Origin of the sequence: Thalassospira permensis NBRC 106175 (genome assembly GCF_000714555.1) — a bacterium.
Classification (GTDB): Bacteria; Pseudomonadota; Alphaproteobacteria; order Rhodospirillales; family Thalassospiraceae; genus Thalassospira; species Thalassospira xiamenensis.
The window spans coordinates 52,981-71,097 of the sequence record NZ_AUNC01000012.1 but is presented as its reverse complement, the minus strand read 5'-3'; the positions used below and the strand labels follow the sequence as shown (position 1 = coordinate 71,097).

At 52.5% G+C, this 18,117-nt stretch carries 16 protein-coding genes and 1 tRNA gene; 11 read left to right on the top strand and 6 right to left on the bottom strand.

The annotated features are described in order from the left end of the window. The first annotated feature begins 41 nt into the window (after nt 1-41). The 11 genes from SMB34_RS07455 (at nt 42) to ptsN (ending at nt 9,695) form a co-directional block, all read left to right on the top strand. Nucleotides 42-128, top strand: a tRNA-Leu gene (locus SMB34_RS07455). A 137-nt stretch (nt 129-265) separates the two neighbouring features. Then, nucleotides 266-1,216 (top strand): glycosyltransferase family 2 protein, encoded by a 951-nt coding sequence (locus SMB34_RS07450; protein WP_233421810.1) that lies wholly within the window; start codon nt 266-268, stop codon nt 1,214-1,216. Continuing rightward, the gene (locus tag SMB34_RS07445) at nt 1,213-2,472 is read left to right on the top strand and encodes an O-antigen ligase family protein (RefSeq protein WP_007088566.1); all 1,260 of its coding nucleotides are present in this window, start codon (nt 1,213-1,215) and stop codon (nt 2,470-2,472) included. Before SMB34_RS07450 ends, SMB34_RS07445 begins: the two co-directional genes overlap by 4 nt. Nucleotides 2,473-2,593: 121 nt before the next feature. Then, on the top strand, nt 2,594-3,205 hold the full coding sequence (locus tag SMB34_RS07440) for a ribonuclease D (protein ID WP_007088567.1): 612 nt from the start codon (nt 2,594-2,596) through the stop codon (nt 3,203-3,205). Nucleotides 3,206-3,399: 194 nt separating this feature from the next. After that, on the top strand, nt 3,400-4,398 hold the full coding sequence (locus SMB34_RS07435) for a KpsF/GutQ family sugar-phosphate isomerase (RefSeq protein ID WP_007088568.1): 999 nt from the start codon (nt 3,400-3,402) through the stop codon (nt 4,396-4,398). A 3-nt stretch (nt 4,399-4,401) separates the two neighbouring features. After that, nucleotides 4,402-5,109: an LPS export ABC transporter periplasmic protein LptC gene (gene lptC, locus SMB34_RS07430; protein ID WP_007088569.1), complete on the top strand. Its 708-nt coding sequence runs from the start codon at nt 4,402-4,404 to the stop codon at nt 5,107-5,109. After that, nucleotides 5,106-5,969: an LptA/OstA family protein gene (locus SMB34_RS07425; protein ID WP_007088570.1), complete on the top strand. Its 864-nt coding sequence runs from the start codon at nt 5,106-5,108 to the stop codon at nt 5,967-5,969. The genes lptC and SMB34_RS07425 overlap by 4 nt, the downstream gene beginning before the upstream one ends. Nucleotides 5,970-6,080: 111 nt before the next feature. Then, the gene (gene lptB / locus SMB34_RS07420; RefSeq protein ID WP_246832234.1) at nt 6,081-6,812 is read left to right on the top strand and encodes an LPS export ABC transporter ATP-binding protein; all 732 of its coding nucleotides are present in this window, start codon (nt 6,081-6,083) and stop codon (nt 6,810-6,812) included. Nucleotides 6,813-6,861: 49 nt separating this feature from the next. Continuing rightward, entirely contained in the window at nt 6,862-8,430 is a 1,569-nt protein-coding gene (gene rpoN / locus SMB34_RS07415; protein WP_037988949.1) for an RNA polymerase factor sigma-54, read from the top strand. A gap of 162 nt (nt 8,431-8,592) precedes the next feature. Further along, on the top strand, nt 8,593-9,189 hold the full coding sequence (gene hpf / locus SMB34_RS07410) for a ribosome hibernation-promoting factor, HPF/YfiA family (protein WP_037988948.1): 597 nt from the start codon (nt 8,593-8,595) through the stop codon (nt 9,187-9,189). Nucleotides 9,190-9,230: 41 nt separating this feature from the next. Next, nucleotides 9,231-9,695, top strand: coding sequence for a PTS IIA-like nitrogen regulatory protein PtsN (ptsN, locus tag SMB34_RS07405; protein ID WP_007088574.1), 465 nt, complete (start codon nt 9,231-9,233; stop codon nt 9,693-9,695). Nucleotides 9,696-9,776: 81 nt separating this feature from the next. Here ptsN and SMB34_RS07400 read toward each other — a convergent pair whose 3' ends face one another. The 6 genes from SMB34_RS07400 to SMB34_RS07375 all read right to left on the bottom strand — a co-directional run bounded on the left by SMB34_RS07400 (nt 9,777) and on the right by SMB34_RS07375 (nt 18,087). Then, complete coding sequence (locus SMB34_RS07400; RefSeq protein ID WP_037988946.1) at nt 9,777-11,357, bottom strand: AmpG family muropeptide MFS transporter; 1,581 nt, start codon at nt 11,355-11,357, stop codon at nt 9,777-9,779. Nucleotides 11,358-11,605: 248 nt separating this feature from the next. Beyond that, nucleotides 11,606-13,426 carry a translational GTPase TypA gene (typA, locus tag SMB34_RS07395; protein WP_007088576.1) on the bottom strand — a complete coding sequence of 607 codons (1,821 nt, stop codon included), beginning with the start codon at nt 13,424-13,426 and terminating at the stop codon, nt 11,606-11,608. 424 nt (nt 13,427-13,850) lie between these two features. Next, entirely contained in the window at nt 13,851-14,840 is a 990-nt protein-coding gene (locus tag SMB34_RS07390; RefSeq protein ID WP_037988944.1) for an adenosine kinase, read from the bottom strand. A gap of 617 nt (nt 14,841-15,457) precedes the next feature. Further along, nucleotides 15,458-16,366: a SirB1 family protein gene (locus tag SMB34_RS07385; protein ID WP_037988943.1), complete on the bottom strand. Its 909-nt coding sequence runs from the start codon at nt 16,364-16,366 to the stop codon at nt 15,458-15,460. 104 nt (nt 16,367-16,470) lie between these two features. Further along, on the bottom strand, nt 16,471-17,127 hold the full coding sequence (locus tag SMB34_RS07380) for a BON domain-containing protein (RefSeq protein ID WP_051682173.1): 657 nt from the start codon (nt 17,125-17,127) through the stop codon (nt 16,471-16,473). Between the two features lie 96 nt (nt 17,128-17,223). Next, entirely contained in the window at nt 17,224-18,087 is an 864-nt protein-coding gene (locus SMB34_RS07375; RefSeq protein ID WP_037988941.1) for an AraC family transcriptional regulator, read from the bottom strand. Between the last annotated feature and the right edge of the window lie 30 nt (nt 18,088-18,117).

Below are 18,117 nucleotides of genomic sequence, written 5' to 3'. Positions count from 1 at the left end.
GTTCCGGCGGGTTCCGCCGGGTAAATACCACAAGCCCCTATGCCCAGGTGGCGGAATTGGTAGACGCGCTGGCTTCAGGTGCCAGTGGCCGCAAGGTCGTGGAAGTTCGAGTCTTCTCCTGGGCACCATACCCCAGCACATCGTCAATGTGCTGGGGTATTGTCGTTTTAGGACCTTTAAAGCCCTAGATACACATGACTTTTGCGTCGCGGCGCATCAAGCACTGTGTTAAGACGACGAAGTATCTGCATAGTTGAGAGTTGTGATGATTTCCTCTCCTTGTGATGGCATGATGCCTGATGTCAGTTTTGTACTGCCGGTGTTCAACAAGGAAAATGCTTTGCCGCATTTTTTTGAGACATTGCTTGCGCAACAGGGTGGATTTTCGTGCGAGGTGATATTTGTCGATGATGCGTCAACCGATGGCTCGCGTGCTGTTTTGGAGGGTTTTGCAAAGCAGTACGATTTTGTTTGCGTCATTGCCAATGATGACAATGCCGGTCCCGCGATCCGGCTAAATCAGGGCGCGGAACGCGCGCGTGGCAAATATCTTGCGTTATTTGATTGTGACGAGCTTCTGGCGCCCGATGCGGTTTCCTGCATGCTCCGGCTTGCCGAAGAATACGATGCTGACATGGTGCATGGCCGCGGACGAAAGACTGACGCAATAATTGCCCGGGCAAACATCGACATGATTGGCAACAATATTGATGCCAAGATATTTGATGATGCCTTGGAGCGGATTTTAGGCCGTGGCATGGTTAGAATGACTTGGCTGGTTGAGAGGAAGTTGTTTGAAAAATCAGGGGGATGCGACCCTGACATCTTCATTCAGGACGAGTCTTTGCCTTTGAGATTGTCATACCATGGTCGTCGGGTCGTTGATGCCGACATGGTTGTGACACTTGTTCCGGACGCAGGTAGTCACCTCTCGGCAAATAAAATGCAGCAACATCATGATCGTTTTTTTGCCTATGCAAACTTTTTACGCGCCCATCCCGAGCTGGGCTTGGCGAAGCGTCGCAAAGTGTTTGGCAAATGTATTTCTGCTGCACGTAAAGCCAAGCGTGATGGTGCGCCGTTCAATTGGCTTGATCTTCAGCTTCAATATCTGGCAAACAAACTTTCTATTGGCCCTGCTGATTCAACGAGTTTGAACCGCTTCGTGCCTGTTTTTGAACAAATTTCCGGCATCAGGAGGCCGATCAAACCGTGATTTCCGCCCAGTCTTCCAGTGTGTTTGATCGCCGTATGCATATTGCTGCGACATTCCTCCTTTGCACGATCCCAGCCTTCCTGTTGTTTGCGCGTGGCGTTTCTGATGGTGCTTTGGTTTTAATCGGACTGTTGTTTCTCGTGCGTAGTGCCGTGTACCGGGATTGGTATTGGGTGCGAGAAGTAGATATCGCGATCCTTTTGATGATCTGGCTGATCCTGAATTTACTGGTTTCACCCTTTGCCGAATTTACTGGCAAAAGTTTCGGGCGATCAGCGAGCTGGATACGGTTTGTGATTTTCTATGCGGCAGTAACGCGTTGGATTCTCGCTGATGAGAAAGCTGTTCGATGGGTTTGCAAGGCTTTTATGATAACGGCTGCTGTAGCGGTTGCTGACGCGTTTTATCAGTTCTTTGTCGGTTATTCCCTGTTGGGGGGGCAGCTGATGACCGGTCGGCTTACGGGTCCGCTAGATCGACCGAATATCGGAATATACCTTGCTAAGACTGGCTTTGCGACGATCACATTGGCTTGCGCCTTATGCATTTCGACTTCAAAACAAAATATCTTTCGTATCAGCTTGGCGACTTTCCCCTTTTTGCTTGCAATTATTTTTCTGAGCGGTGAACGCACTGCAAGTGTGCTGACCCTTTTGGCGGTTGGTTCCGGTTTGATTGGCTTGTTTTTTGTTGGTGGAAAAAGCCGCCATGCTGCAGCGGCAATCGCTGCTCTTGTTGTGGGTGGAATCGGCGCACTTCTTATATTGAGTGATCGCATTCTTGCACGGGTTATGGCGCTCGGGAATGTTGTCAGTGACTATAGCAATTCGATCTATGGTGAGCTGACATCACTTGGTTGGCGCTTGTTTGCGGAACATCCTATTACCGGGACCGGTATGGGAAACTTTGGTCTCGTTTGTCCGAGTTACGAAGCACAAGGCTTGATTAGCGAATGTCATCCCCATCCGCATAACTTCTATGTAGAATGGTTGTCGGATACTGGATTACTGGGCACTTTGCCTTGGTTGGCTTTTGTTGGAATACTTGTTTGGGCTGGGCTGCGCCATTTCCGGAACGGGGATCGCCAAAGTCTGGTCGCTGGTTTGTATTTCGGTACGCTGGTTCTGTCCTTATTTCCGTTGGCGGCAACACAAAGTGCATTTTCAAATTGGCCTGCGATTGTTGCGTGGAATTCGATTGCTGTTGCCGTTGCTGCGTTGCGCTTGTCTGAAAAACATCAGGTTAAATCTGTGTGATTGATTGGGCTTTTTGCGAAATTTCATTGACGCAAAAAGCTGATCTTGGTGAGTCTTTTGCATCGCGACGTTGGTAATGCTGTGTTAATACAGCGTCAAACCAGCATTCTGGAGAATTGCGATGACCAATTTCCTTCATCATGGAGACTTGCCCGACGGGCTTGATCTTGGCAAAACCGTTGCCATTGACAGTGAAACCATGGGCCTTAATCCGCATCGTGATCGTCTTTGTGTGGTCCAGCTTTCGGCGGGGGATGGCGATGCTCATCTGGTGAAGTTTGACGTGGAAAGCTACGAAGCGCCCAACCTTAAAAAGCTTTTGTCCGATCCGTCGGTTTTGAAGCTGTTTCACTTTGGGCGGTTCGATATTGCTGTGATGGACAAGTATCTTGGTGTGCGGTGTGCACCAGTCTATTGCACCAAGATTGCATCCAAACTCGTGCGCACCTACACCGACCGCCATGGTTTAAAAGACCTTGTAAGGGAGCTGGTTGGAATCAACCTCGACAAGCAACAGCAAAGCTCTGACTGGGGTTCTTCTGATCTGTCAGATGAACAGATCGCATATGCCGCGTCCGATGTGCTGTATCTGCACAAGGCCAAGGAAGAGCTTGATCGTCGTTTGGCGCGCGAAGGAAGAACGGAACTGGCCCAGGCCTGTTTTGAGTTCCTGCCGACACGGGCGACACTTGATCTTGCTGGCTGGGAAGAGACAGACATTTTTGCCCACTGATTTGCCTTTTTGGTGTGTTGAAATTTTTCCTGGTGAGCCTGCATTGTTAATTCTGCGTCAACGGCATTTGGCGTAAGGGAATGATCCCTTCCGACATCATTAACCTGATCGTTGCTTTTGTCGCTTGCCAGTGCAGATGATCCCGCCCATCTTTCCCCGTAGTTAGTTCCGCCGGGAAACGCATAAAGAAACTGATGACAGTGACCCCGAAACCGCAAAACACGCCTGAACCGGCATCGGAGAAAGACCTTGAAGTCGCCCGCCGGGTTCTGGCAATTGAAGCCGATGCACTCAGTGATCTTGCAAAATCCTTAAACGGCGATTTTTGCAAGGCAATCGATCTGATCGAGAGCCTTGCGGGCCGCCTTGTCGTAACCGGCATGGGTAAAAGTGGTCATATTGCCAAAAAGATCGCAGCAACTTTTGCTTCGACAGGAACGCCATCCTTCTTTGTGCATCCGGCTGAAGCCAGCCATGGCGATTTGGGGATGATCGGCAAGAATGATGCCGTCTTGGCCCTGTCGAATTCAGGCGAAACACCAGAACTGTCAGATATCATCGCGTATACGCGCCGCTTTAACGTGCCGTTGATCGGTATGACCCGGCGTCCGGAAAGTTCGCTGGCAGCTCAATGTGATTATCCGCTGATTCTGCCCAATAGCCCGGAAGCCTGCCCGAACAGGCAGGCACCGACGACGTCGACGACAGCGATGCTGGCTTTTGCCGATGCGCTTGCTGTGACTTTGATGGAGCGTCGTGGTTTCAGCGCCGATGATTTCCGCACATTCCACCCTGGTGGCAAACTGGGGCAGCGATTGCTGCGTGTTAGTGACGTTATGCATGACGTTGCGGATATTCCACTTATTGGGGAAAATGCGCTGATGTCCGAGGCATTGGTCATCATGACTGGCAAGTCATTTGGCTGTGTCGGTGTGCTCGACGATACAGGCGTGATGAGCGGTATCGTAACGGATGGTGATCTACGCAGGCATATGGCAGACAATCTGGTGGCAATGCGGGTCGGTGATGTGATGACACCCAATCCCAAGGCGACCAAATCCGATGTTCTGGCTGTCGAGGCACTTGCGATTATGAATGATCGCAGCATCACGGCCTTGTTTGTCGTTGATGATGCAGGCAAGCCGGTTGGCCTTGTGCATATTCATGACCTTCTGCGTTTGGGGGTTGCGTAATCCATGAGCGAAGAACGGAAGGCCGAGATCGAGAGGGCCGCGCGTAATGCGCGCATGAACGATCGTCTTCCGTCCGGGCGGCGGGACGTGCGAATCAATCCGTTTCGCCGTTCGATCGTTAACATGCTGAAACTTGTGCTGCCGTTGATTGCGGCATCGCTTGTTGCTCTTGTTGTGCTGTGGCCACAAATCGAGAAGGTTCAGGAAAGCGGTTTTCGTCTTGGCTTTTCGACCACACCCGATGATTTGATGGAAAATGTTACCATGAGCAATCCGCGCTTTTTTGGCGTGGATGGGAATAAGCAACCCTTCACCGTCACAGCCAACGACGCGGTTGAGCAACCGGAAAGCGGCGAGCGGCTGGCACATGTGCATCTTGATGCACCGCAGGCTGATATAACGCTTGAAGATGGTTCGTGGATTGCACTTACGGCGGATGAAGGTTTTTATACCCAGTCCGATGAATTGCTTGATCTGGTCGGGACCGTGAATATGTATCACGATCAGGGGTTTGAAATTCATACCGAGCAGGCCGAGATCGCATTGAATAGCGGCAGTGCCAAAGGCAATGAACCTGTCGATGGACAGGGACCGTTCGGGACGATCAAATCTGACACCGGGTTTGAGCTTGAGGACAAGGGTGCCGTGATCCGCTTTTTGGGGAATGCTCGTCTGGTGATTTTCGATAGTGCTTTGAAAGGTAAATCATGATCGCAGTTGCGCGTTTTGCGGTGCGCCGTTTTTTGATGGCGACAGTTTTTGGGGGCGCGCTGCTGGTTCCCTCAGTGGCGGCATATGCCGATCCACTTGGTCTTGCCCAAAGTGGAAGCGGGGGGCTTGAGGTCGAATCCGATAACGGCATTGAATGGCGTCGTAACGAGCAGGTCCTGATTGCGCGAGGTAATGCGGTGGCTAAACGCGGCAATTCCCGTGTGGACGCAGATGAACTGCGTGCCCTTTATCGGGATCGTGACGGTCAAAGCGAGATTTACCGTATCATTGCCACGGGCAACGTAAAACTGTCTTCAGAAACCGATGTCGCAACCGGTGATCAGGCGATTTATGACATTGACGATGCCGTTGTCGTTTTGACGGGTAAAGATCTGCGATACAAAACACCCAATGAAACCCTGACCGCTGAAGAAAGCCTTGAATACTGGGAAACCGAACGTATGGCGGTTGCACGTGGTAATGCGGTTGCCGTTGCCGATGATCGTACCCTTCGCGGTGATGTTCTGACGGCACGGTTCGAAGCAGGCAAGAATGGCGAAAACGAACTGAGCCGCATTGACGGTGATGGAAATGTTACCATCCGAACGTCAACCGATTTTGTGGTTGGCAATCAAGGCGTTTATGATGCGAAAACGGGTATCGCAACCCTTGTCGGATCGGTTAAGATCACGCGCGGCGAGAACCAGCTGAATGGGGATCGCGCTGTTGTCGACCTGAATACAGGTGTCAGCCGATTGACCGCCAGCGGAAATGGCGATGGCAAAAGCCGCGTTCGCGGTTTGCTTGTGCCGGAAAAAGACGACGAAAACAGCCCGGGCCAATCCGGGAATGGCAACTGACGAAGGGTCGGGAATTTGTTCTGGTCGCGCAAAAGCGGAAAAACCGACAACACACATGCACCAAAGACCGGTAGTGGCAGCAATGCATCCTCCGGTACGGGCCCGCGGCTGGTGACAGCCAACAAGGGGCTGGTGGCGCACAATCTTGGCAAGAGCTTCAAGAAGCGACCGGTGCTTAAAGACGTGTCGATGTCGGTACAACGCGGCGAAGCCGTCGGCCTTCTGGGACCAAATGGTGCCGGAAAGACAACCAGTTTTTATATCATCACGGGTCTGATTTCTCCGGATCGGGGGAATATTTCGCTTGATGGGCGCGATATCACCATGATGCCGATGTATCAGCGTGCACGCATGGGAATCGGTTATTTGCCGCAGGAAGCATCGATTTTCCGCGGGATGACGGTCGAACAGAACATCATGGCGGTTCTGGAGGTCGTGGAAGATGACCGGATCAAGCGTGAACAGAACCTGGAAGATCTTCTGGCTGAATTTGCCATCGAGCATTTGCGCCGCACTCCTGCCCTTGCCCTGTCGGGTGGGGAACGCCGCCGTTGCGAGATTGCACGTGCCCTTGCGGCCCATCCGAACTTCGTTCTGCTGGACGAGCCGCTGGCTGGGATTGACCCGATTGCGGTCGGTGATATTCGCGATCTTGTACGTCATCTGAAAGATCGTGGCATTGGGGTCTTGATTACCGACCACAATGTGCGCGAGACTCTGGACATCATTGACCGGGCATATATCTTGCATGACGGTCGGGTTTTGATGGAAGGTGGTCCTGACGAAATCGTCAGAAATGACGATGTCAGAAGGGTTTATCTGGGTGATCGTTTCAGCCTTTGATCACACACCTTGTTTCTAGGGGGTTCGGATTGACGAGGGGTAGTTCATAATGGCCCTGAAGGCGCGGCTTGATCTTCGTCAGTCTCAGTCTCTCGTCATGACGCCTCAGTTGCAGCAGGCGATCAAACTGCTGCAATTTAACAACATCGAACTTTCCAATTTCATTGATAGTGAATTGCTGGAAAATCCGCTGCTGGAACGCGCAGATCCGGGGCAAACCTTTGCCGAAACAGGTGACGGGGCCGTCGGGAATGGCGATCAGGGTATCGATTCCCGTACCAGTGATGATTTTTCGGATCGAGAAGATCGTTTTGGCACCGACCGCCTGACGTCAAGTGAAACCATGAGCACCGGCGATTCCGGTCCGCTCGATTGTGCGCCAGATGCCCTTTACAACGGCGAAGGTGAAATCACTCCCGATGGTGCCCCGGTTGCCGGAAACCATGATTATTCTTCGCCCTATAGCGGTGGAACGGGTGGTGGAGGCAGCGGCGAAGATCTGCCGGGCCTGGAACAGACGCTTGCCGACAAGGCGACACTTCGTCAGTCACTTGATGATCAGCTTAACATCGCGTTTGCGGATGCCATTTCACGCATGATTGGCAGCTACCTGATCGATATGCTTGATGAAAATGGCTATGTCGCCGGGCCGCTTGAAGAGGTTGCCGAGGCACTTGAATGCGAAATGAGCGATGTATTGCGCGTTCTTGCCGTTATGCAGGGATTTGAGCCAGTGGGCATCTTCGCCCGCGACCTTGCCCAATGCCTCGAACTGCAATTGCGTGAGCTTAATCGGTTTGATCCGGCGATGGCAGCGTTGCTGGCCAATCTGGATTTGCTTGCGCGTCGTGAATTTGATCGCTTGCGCCGGATATGCGGCGTGGATAACGATGATCTTTCGGACATGATTTCCGAAATTCGCACCCTTGATCCGCGTCCGGGGCGAACCGCCGATGGGGAACCGGCAACGCCGGTCATTCCCGATGTTTTGATGCGCGCAGCCGGAAGCGGCAACTGGCATCTTGAACTGAACAGCGATGCATTGCCGCGCGTATTGGTGAACGAGGATTACGCCGTAACGATAGGACAGGGGCTGCGTAATCGCGAGGAACGAAGTTTTCTTAGCGAGAAGCTTCAAAACGCCAATTGGCTGGTAAAGGCACTGCACCAACGTGCTACCACGATCATGAAAGTCGCAAGCGAGATCGTGCGTCAGCAGGATGGATTCTTCAATTACGGCGTATCGCATTTGCGCCCGTTGATCCTGCGCGATATTGCCGAAGCAATCGGCATGCATGAAAGCACGGTTTCACGGGTGACCAATGGCAAGTTTATGGCGACCCCGCGTGGCGTTTACGAGTTGAAGTACTTTTTCACCACGGCAATTTCATCTGCGGACGGTGGAGATGCGCATTCTTCTGAATCTGTGCGTCATCGCATCAAGTCATTGATAGACGGGGAAGATCCGAAAAAGATTTTGTCTGATGACAAACTTGTCGAGCTGCTTCAAAAGGAAGGGATCGACATCGCCCGCCGAACAGTGGCAAAATACCGCGAAGCGATGAGAATTCCCTCGTCGGTCCAGCGACGGCGCGAAAAAAAGTCGCGGGTTTCCTAGCCAGTCAAATACTGCAAAATATACCTTAAGGTATTGTATATTAAGCAATAATACCCAAATGTTGACTTGGCATTAACGAGGGAATATGGTGCGGCCTCCTGATTGAGGGGCACTGAATGTCCATATGTACTGGGAAGTCACTCAACTGGGGATAGGCGATCCATGCAAATTACGGTTATTGGTAAACAACTCGACGTTGGTAACGCACTCCGTCAACACGTCGTCGAGACGTTGGATCCTGCGGTAGAGAAATATTTCGATCACGCGATCGAAGCCACGGTGACCATCACCAAAGAGGCACATCTCTACATCACGCAGATATCGGTCCATGTCGGCAAGGGCATGTTGGTTCAGGCGAAGGCATCGGCGAATGAAGTGTATCCTGCCTTCGATTCCGCCTGTGATCGTGTCGCTAAACAGTTGCGACGCTACAAGCGGCGTCTGCGTGACCATCATACCAACCGTGATCAGTATGAGCAGGCAAGAATTGATGCGACACATTATGTGATCGCACAGGAAGACGACGATCATTCTGATGACGAACATGTCAATGGCTTCGAGCCTGTGATCGTCGCTGAAACACCGGATCGCATTGATACGCTCTCTGTTGGAGAAGCTGTTATGCGGCTCGACTTGGGGGACATTCCGGCACTTATGTTCCGGAATGGCAAACATGGCGGATTGAATGTTGTATATCGTCGTGCTGACGGCAATATCGGGTGGCTTGACCCATCCGATAAGGAGGCTGGTGCAGCGTGACGGACACAGATTCTTCCGAGCCAAACAACGCAACGCGAAAAATGGACATATCATCGATTCTTTCCCCTTCGGGGGTAATACCGGCCCTGCGGTCCGGTGCGAAAAAGGCTGTCCTTGAGGAACTTGCCGAAAAGGCAGCTGACGTCACCGGGCGTGAAGCGGGCGAGATTTTTTCCGTTTTGCTTGACCGTGAAAAACTTGGCAGCACCGGCGTAGGTGGTGGTGTCGCGATTCCGCACGGCAAGCTGGCGGATCTTGACCGGTTGCACATGATCTTTGCGCGTGCTCAGAACCCGATTGAGTTCGATGCCGTTGACGAACATCCTGTCGATTTGTTTTGCATGCTGATTGCCCCGGAAGAAGCTGGTGCAGATCACCTGAAAGCACTGGCGCGTATTTCCCGCCTTCTGCGTAATCAGGGCATGTGCGACAAGTTGCGCGGTGCGGGTTCTGCGGATGCAATCTATGCACTGCTGACACAGGATGAGGCTGAACAGGCCGCCTGAACGTCGTGAAATCAGAAAATCTGAAACCGGGTGCCATTATGTGGTGCCCGGTTTTATTTTGCCTTGATGAATAACTGTTGGTTAGCCGTCTTCGGTTATCGCTGCTGCGTGCGCGGCTTTTTCTGCGGTATTCTGTGTCATCAGCCTACCGGCCAGGACGACGAGATACAGCACGGGTATGCCAATCAGGGCTGTGCCAATAAAGAACCAGCTGTAACCAAGCGCATCGACGACACTGCCCGAAAATCCGGCAAGGATTTTAGGGAAAAGGGTCATGATCGAGCTAAAGATCGCATATTGCATGGCGGTAAAGGAAATATTGGTCAGGCCCGACAGGTAGGCGATGAAGGCGGCTGTTGCAAGACCACCTGACAGGTTGTCGGCCATAATCACACCGGCAAACATGATCGTGTTCGGGCCCAGATGAGCCATAATTGCAAACAGGATGTTGGTAATTGCCGAGAGAAGTGCGCCAAGAAACAGGATACGCACGACCCCGTAGCGAACCGAAAGAAGACCGCCAAGGAAGCTGCCTGCGATGGTCATGAACAGGCCAAATGTTTTGGAAACAGCTGCTATTTCTTCCTTGGAAAAGCCCAGATCGGTATAGAAAACATTGGCCATGACCCCCATGACGATATCGGCAATCCGATAGACGCCAATGAGTGCCAGCACAACTATCGCAGCCTTGCCATAGCGGTCGATGAAATCCTTAACCGGTGCGACATAGGTTTCCTGAACCATGCCGGTTGGGGTTACGCCGATACGGGTGGTCAGCCATGCGACAAGGATTGCGGCTGCGACAGAGATGGCTAGTTTGAGAAACCCGGCGATGAAACCAGCCAGTTCGTCGATCATTCCGTTTTCGATTAAAGCCGTTTTTAACGGCTCGGTCAGGTCGCTGGCATAGATGTTGGCAATGATGAAGGCGATCACAGTCAGCGCAAACATCAGAAGGAAACGACCGTAATCGGATGTTTTATGAAAATACTTGCTGTCAGTCCGATTTACGGTGGGTTCGCGAATGATCAGCGTGGTGATAACGCCGATCCCCATGGCCAGAGCCATGCAGCCATAGGCAATTGTCCAAGCAATCGGCTCATAACTGCCTTCGGCCTCAAATAGTCCGGCAATGGTCAATGCTCCGGCACCGGCGACAATCATTCCGATACGATACCCACCGATATAGGCCGAGCTCATCATGGCTTGCAGGTCGGTATCTGCTGCCTCGATGCGATAGGCGTCAATCACGATGTCCTGTGTTGCCGATGCAAAGCCAAGCGCAACAGCAGCAAAGGCCATAGTAGTCAGGTTTTCGGCCGGATCGGTAAAGCCCATCCAAAGGATGGCGCCGATAATGGCACATTGGGCGATAATCAGCCAGCTTCGCCGACGTCCAAGAACCCCATGCAAAATCGGGAACGGCAGCCGGTCAATAAGGGGGGCCCAGACAAATTTGAAAGAATAACCAAGGGCGGCCCAGCTGAAATAGGTGACGGTAGAACGTTCCACGCCGGCTTCGCGTAGCCAGATCGACAGGGTTGAGAAAATCAGCAGGATGGGAATCCCGGCCGACAGTCCCATGAACAGCATGGTAATCACGCGTGGATGAATGAACGCCCGAAATGAATCACCCCAACTGCGCAAGGCTGTGTCGTGCATGGATATTCCCCGTCTGAATGCGGCCTTGTGCGAAATTAGGGGAAACACGTTAAGGAATGCCGAAACGGTGTAGGCGATTGTATGTCTCGTCCCGAAGTCGACGTTGTCAGCTATAGGCGCAGACAATGTCGACTTCGGGACGAGACCCCTGATGAAAAAGGCACGAACATCATAGCAAATGTTCGTGCCTCTCAATGTATAAGGGCCGCCCAAGCAGGCGACCCTTCTAAATCACGACCCAAACCGGTTTAAACGGTTTCGGATTCCGATTTGCGGCTTTCGCGTTTGCGCACGTTCGGGTCGAGGTGCAGCTTGCGAATACGGATGCTTTGCGGGGTAACTTCGACCAGTTCGTCGTTCTGGATATAAGCCAGCGCTTCTTCAAGCGACATACGACGCGGCGGGGTCAGGGTGATGGCATCATCCTTGCCCGATGCGCGGACGTTGGTCAGTTTTTTACCCTTGAGAATGTTAACTTCAAGGTCGTTGTTGCGGTTGTGTTCGCCGATGATCATGCCTTCATAGACACGTTCGCCCGGATTGATGAACATCGAACCGCGATCTTCCAGACCCCAAAGGGCATAGGCAACCGCATCGCCCTGATCGTTCGAAATCAGAACACCATTACGACGACCTGCAATCGAACCTTTGACCGGACCATAGGAATGGAACACACGGTTCATCACGCCGGTACCGCGGGTATCGGTCAGGAATTCGCCATGATAACCGATCAGGCCACGCGACGGTGCCAGGAACATGATACGGGTCTTGCCGCCACCGCTTGAGCGCATGTCGGTCATTTCGGCCTTGCGCAGGCTCATCTTTTCAACGACGGCACCGGCAAATTCTTCGTCCACGTCGACCTGGACTTCTTCGAACGGCTCGGACAGGACGCCGTCGATTTCCTTGATCAGAACGCGCGGACGCGATATCGACAGTTCGTAACCTTCGCGACGCATGGTTTCGATCAGAACGCCAAGCTGAAGTTCACCACGACCTGCAACTTCAAAGGCGTCCTTATCCGCGGTTTCCGACAGCTGAATGGCAATGTTGCCTTCGACTTCGCGTTCCAGACGGGCACGGATCATGCGCGATGTAACCTTGTCGCCTTCCTGCCCAGCAAGCGGAGAGTTGTTGACCGAGAAAGTCATGGCAAGGGTCGGCGGATCAATCGGCTGGCTTGAAATTGCACTGGTGACTTCTGGTGCGCAGATGGTGTCGGCAACGGTTGCGTCGGTCAGACCGGCAATCGCGATGATGTCGCCAGCAACAGCTTCTTCCTGCGGGACACGATCAAGGCCACGGAAACCCATCAATTTTGAAAGACGACCGGTTTCGACAGTGCCATCACCACGAAGAACCTTGACCGGCATGTTAAGTTTTGCGCGGCCCTGTGCGACACGGCCAGTCAGGATACGGCCAAGGAAGTTGTCAGCATGCAGCATGGTCGCAATCATTGCGAACGGCGCGTCAACTTCTGCCTTCGGTGCCGGAACATAGTTCAGAACCAGGTTCATCAGCGGCGTCAGGTTTTCTTTCGGGCCTTCCGGTGCCTCGGCAGCCCAGCCATCACGACCGGAGGCATACAGAACTGGGAAATCAAGCTGTTCGTCATTGGCTTCGAGCGATACGAACAGATCAAATATCTCGTCGAGAACTTCTTCTGCGCGTTGGTCCGGGCGGTCGATCTTGTTGATGATCACGATCGGCTTCAGGCCGAGTTTCAGGGCTTTACCCAGAACGAATTTGGTCTGCGGCATCGGGCCTTCGGCCGAGTCAACCAGCAGAACAACACCGTCAACCATCGACAGGATACGTTCGACTTCACCACCGAAATCGGCGTGGCCCGGGGTATCGACGATATTGATACGCGTATCGCCCCACTGAATTGCGGTCGGCTTTGCCATGATGGTGATGCCGCGTTCGCGTTCCAGATCGTTACTGTCCATGGCGCGTTCATCAACACGCTGGTTGTCACGATAAACACCGGATTGACGGAACATCGCATCGACGAGGGTGGTTTTGCCATGGTCGACGTGTGCGATAATGGCGATATTGCGCAAGTTCATTGGCGCGGACTCCAGAATAAAAATGCCGCGCGCCGGGATACATCCCTTGCGCATCGGTCAGTAAAAGTTTCAAGGCCAGTAGATATTCAGCTGCCGCAGGACCGGTGTTGCCCGGTCGGCAAGTTCAAACCCGCGCATTAGCGCAGCACTGCACATGCTGAATGTTTACTGGCCCAAAAGACAAATTGCAGTTTGGCTCGGAAGCCGCCCTGTCATAGCCAATGTCGAGGCGAATGACCAGCCTTGTGCATGCCATGCGGGGTTGATTTTTATGCAATGCCGGGTTCTTGCGCTATTAACTGGAGAAAGTCAATCTTTGTGTGCATTGCAAAACGGCAGAATACCGGCAATTGCTACAAAAGAAACGGGACGGCAACCAAATGTTGCCGTCCCGTGAATTTTATCGTGAAACCATGGCGAAGGGTCAAAGAGTCTTCGCAACCAGTTCCTTAAGGTCTGCATCGGGGCGTGCGCCCATATGCGAAATCACTTCGGCAGCACAAATCGAGCCAAGGCGACCACATGTCGCAAGACTATCGCCACGTGTGTAGCCATAAAGGAAGCCCGATGCGAAAAGATCACCTGCGCCGGTGGTGTCAATCACGCGGGCAACCGGTTCGGCATCAACCTGTATGACTTCGTCATCCGATACAATGACCGAACCTTTTTCACTGCGGGTCAGGGCTGCGACTTTGCAGTGTTTACGGACTTCCGCCAGGGCTTCTTCGAAGGTGTCGACCTCGTAAAGCGATTTGATCTCGTCTTCGTTGGCAAACAGTACGTCGATATGATTATGGACCAGATCGCGGAACGATTCACGATGACGGTCGACACAGAAGGAATCAGACAGGCTGATCGAAACCTGTCGTCCGGCATCGTGCGCGACCTGTGCTGCTTTGATGAAAGCTTCCTTCGCTTCGGGCCGATCCCAAAGATATCCTTCCATGTAGGTGACCTTGGCCGATGCGATCAGTTCGGCATCGATATCATCCGGGCCAAGCTCCGTGCAGGCACCAAGGAAGGTATTCATGGTACGATGACCATCCGGTGTCACGAAAATCAGGCAGCGCGCCGTTGGGGAGCCGCTTGTTGCCGGGGTCGAATTAAAGGAAACGCCGATGGCACGGATATCGTGGCGGAAAACCTCACCCAGCTGATCGTTACGCACCTTGCCAATATAAGCACCTTTGCCGCCAAGGGCCGCAATCCCCGCCATGGTATTGCCAGCGGATCCACCGGACATTTCAAGGCCAGGGCCCATTTGGGCGTAGAGACTGTCGGCGGTTTCGGCGTCGATCAGAGTCATGGCGTTCTTTACAAGGTTCAAACGGCCAAGGTCTTCTTCCTTGCAGTGAGAAAGAACGTCGACAATGGCATTGCCGATTCCGACGACGTCGAATTTGGTGTCACTCATTGACTTGAATTTCCTAAGCTTTTTTCGGTATTTCCCGACAGTCAAGGTTCGGCAAGTCATAGTGCTTGGCTGCCATCGCCTTTATGGGTCGGATGATCTGGAGCGGGAGTATAGAGAATGAAAATCGCGGTGCAAGCATCGCGACCGTTTCGCGTCCGGTCTTTTAACCCTGCGTTAAGGACGTAAAAAACTGCATCCGTAGTTTTTCACGCGGCTTTCCGAAATCAATTCAATCTTTGTTGACCGAAATTTTTTGCCATTGTCGGAAATTGATTCGTCGCACCTCTGGTCGCCGATTCCACGATGCGCAGAAAACCGCGCTTTTTGACTCCTCCAAGGCATGATGAGGGCTCTTTACCTATTGTTTGCCGATGTGATGTCTTTAGCGCTCTGTTGTCACTCACAAATATCACTATAAGATCGTTTCATTTATCTTAATTATGAAGTTAGCGAAGATAGGAGGCGTGTTAAAGTTCAAACAGACTGGTATGTCTTTATCTAGATATACATAAAATCCCTAAAAACTACAATATAGGAACATGCTATCAATCTTATGCTGGGAAAAGTGGTGGTTAAGTCTGAAGTGGCTTCCCCGTGCCTTGACACTACTGAGGAGTTCAGGGTTGACCGGAATCAGGATTGTCCGAGGGATTTTTGTGATCCGTGTTTTGCGACCGGATCGGATATAGCTGCACTGGCGCGTCTGAATTTGGCACGTCGCGCGTGTCATTCTTGCGGTCAGAAGATTGATGACCGAGGCGATCACGCAGTTCTTCGACAACAGCACTTATGCGGGCCCGATGCATCGGGTCCTTACACAGTTTAACGAACCGGGTGAAGGCATGGAGTGCTTTTGCATCTTCGTGCAGGCGGGCGTAAAGCGCGCCGAGCTGATGCCAAAGCCCGTCATGGTCAGGTGCAATCAGCAAACTGTTGTCAATCACACGCGCGGCGAGGGCCAGCTCACCCTGCCGAAGGGCCCTAACCTTTATATTGTTTTGAAGTCGTAACAATATCGCAATATCAGATGCTTCACGATAATGAGCGGGTTGCAGTTCTGCATCTAGCCCCTGAAACGCCTTCAACAATTCGCGTAACTCGGCAGAACCCAATGTGATGCCGCCATGGAAGGGATCGATCATTCTTCGCGCCCCCCCGGATTGCAGACGCAGCAGAAAGTGACCAGGAAAATCGATGCCCGTGATCTCTATCTGGCAACGTTTTGCGACATGTACATAAAGCAATGCGAGCGCCACAGGAAGACCGCGCTTTCGATCAATGACCGACATCAAATCTGCATTGGCGATATCGTCATAATTTTCCGCATCGCCCTGAAACTGATAGTGACCGGGGATAACATCCTGCATGGCCCGCACGATTAGGTCGATGACGGCGCGGCCATCTTCATCTCTTGATTGCGCAGATAGGGAGCCAATCCGGTTGCGGACATCACCAGAAATGGCTTCAAGCAAATCGATATAAGGTGCAATATCACGGCTGGGGTCGTTTAACCGTGCAAAATGCAAAGCGGCCTCGGCCGCAGTTGCATCGGGATATTGGCCGTTACCGTAATCGGTAAGCCATTGGCGATCTTTTGCTGTGATGTCCTTTTCCCGATCAATAATAATGCTCAGGTCCTCTGGCGTTGTGGGTCGTCCTTAAGTCTTACATGACTGACGACGCGTCTGACATAACTGGTAGCGCGTGCATGAGCGATGACAAGGTTGCGCTCATGTTCGCTTTGCGCGATGCCCATGATATGGACGGTACCATTGATGGTTTCGACACTGTAGTTAATCGCATAGACGTCTGTGTCAAACATCAGTGCGGTTTTGATGCGGGTCGTGATCAAAAGATCACTGGCGCTGTCCATTAAACTGCTGCCTTGACCGACATTGATTTCGTTGATGACACGGTTTACGCCATTGACCTGCCAGGCCAGTTCGACCGCTTTAAGTTCGCTGTCGGTATTTTCAACCGTTCCGGCAAGCAGAACTTCCCCCTCAACTACTTCGATTTCGATCCGGCGAAACAGGTTTTCATCTTCGGTCAGGAACTTCTGCCAGATCTCGGCCGTGATTGCGGTATCGCTGACCGCGCCGCCAAATCCGCGTTCCTGTAGGGCGGCCACACCGGCAGTTGCACCTGCACCCACTGCAAGAGACGTGCACCCCGCAAGTGGCATAAAAGCAAGGATCACCAGAACGGGTCCTGCCTGCGCAATATAATTCCTGACTTTAACAATACGGCCCTTTGACCGTCGCAATGTGCGTGACAGCAATGTCATCTATCGGTTTCTCGCCCCGCGTTCCCCCGTCGTCTCAACTGCCAATATGAGCGCAGCCGGTTAAGGAGTTTTAAACTCGAAGCGCGGTTTGGCCGATTAATGACTTTTTTCGCATGTGAGTTCGGCCCAACGGCCGGGTGTGATACCAAATGCACGTTTGAAATGCCGATTAAGATGGCTTTGATCCGCAAATCCGGTATCACCCGCAATATCGACCAGCGGCTGGCGAAGGCTGATAAGGATGCGGGCTTTTTGCAGGCGACGCATCATCAGATAACGATATGGTGTTGTCCCAAAACAGGCACGGAATTGACGGATAAGACGATATCTATCAAGCCCCGTGACCTCTTCAAGCTCGGCGGACTGTACCGGGCGATCAAAGTTGTCTTCAAGATATTGTCTGGCCCGTTCCATGTGTTCCAACGCCAGAAAGCCAATCGGTTTCATTGAGTTTTTGGCGTGCTGCGCAAGGCCGGTGGCGATGTCAGAGATAAATTGATCTACCAGAAGGGGATCAACATCTTCATCAAGATGGGCGAGCATTGAGGCAAGGGTTGCTGCCAGCTGCGAGTCGGCAATGACGGGATCAGAAACAAAGGGCAGGGAAGCCGTATCCGTGCCAAGGCCCTGCCGTAGCAGTGATGGTTCGAGATAAAGCATGCGATAGCGCAAACCGTCCTCGGTTCCTGCACCTCCGTCATGGACCTCGTCGGGGTGAAGGATAATCACATTACCGGGCTGACTGGCACAGGAAGAGCCGCGATAGTTGAAGGTCTGAACGCCCTGCATGGTGATGCCCAGCGCATAGGTATCGTGGCGATGGGGGGCAAACATATTACCAAAGAAAAGGGCTTCCATTCGCTCGATCCCCGGCAGCGGGGCCGCAGAAATGAAGTGCTCGCGCGGTTTGCACAAACGTTCAAGACCGTCAGATGGGGTTTGGTTTACAGAATCCAGCATTACGGTTTTTCCGACAACCTCCCGAACCTG

What these genes read in the sequence shown, in the direction of transcription:
- SMB34_RS07450 (WP_233421810.1), top strand. Translation starts at nt 266, where the DNA reads ATGATTTCCTCTCCTTGTGATGGCATGATGCCTGATGTCAGTTTTGTA.
- SMB34_RS07440 (WP_007088567.1), top strand. Translation starts at nt 2,594, where the DNA reads ATGACCAATTTCCTTCATCATGGAGACTTGCCCGACGGGCTTGATCTT.
- SMB34_RS07435 (WP_007088568.1), top strand. Translation starts at nt 3,400, where the DNA reads ATGACAGTGACCCCGAAACCGCAAAACACGCCTGAACCGGCATCGGAG.
- lptC (WP_007088569.1), top strand. Translation starts at nt 4,402, where the DNA reads ATGAGCGAAGAACGGAAGGCCGAGATCGAGAGGGCCGCGCGTAATGCG.
- SMB34_RS07425 (WP_007088570.1), top strand. Translation starts at nt 5,106, where the DNA reads ATGATCGCAGTTGCGCGTTTTGCGGTGCGCCGTTTTTTGATGGCGACA.
- rpoN (WP_037988949.1), top strand. Translation starts at nt 6,862, where the DNA reads ATGGCCCTGAAGGCGCGGCTTGATCTTCGTCAGTCTCAGTCTCTCGTC.
- hpf (WP_037988948.1), top strand. Translation starts at nt 8,593, where the DNA reads ATGCAAATTACGGTTATTGGTAAACAACTCGACGTTGGTAACGCACTC.
- ptsN (WP_007088574.1), top strand. Translation starts at nt 9,231, where the DNA reads ATGGACATATCATCGATTCTTTCCCCTTCGGGGGTAATACCGGCCCTG.
- SMB34_RS07400 (WP_037988946.1), bottom strand. Translation starts at nt 11,357, where the DNA reads ATGCACGACACAGCCTTGCGCAGTTGGGGTGATTCATTTCGGGCGTTC.
- typA (WP_007088576.1), bottom strand. Translation starts at nt 13,426, where the DNA reads ATGAACTTGCGCAATATCGCCATTATCGCACACGTCGACCATGGCAAA.
- SMB34_RS07390 (WP_037988944.1), bottom strand. Translation starts at nt 14,840, where the DNA reads ATGAGTGACACCAAATTCGACGTCGTCGGAATCGGCAATGCCATTGTC.
- SMB34_RS07380 (WP_051682173.1), bottom strand. Translation starts at nt 17,127, where the DNA reads ATGACATTGCTGTCACGCACATTGCGACGGTCAAAGGGCCGTATTGTT.
- SMB34_RS07375 (WP_037988941.1), bottom strand. Translation starts at nt 18,087, where the DNA reads ATGCTGGATTCTGTAAACCAAACCCCATCTGACGGTCTTGAACGTTTG.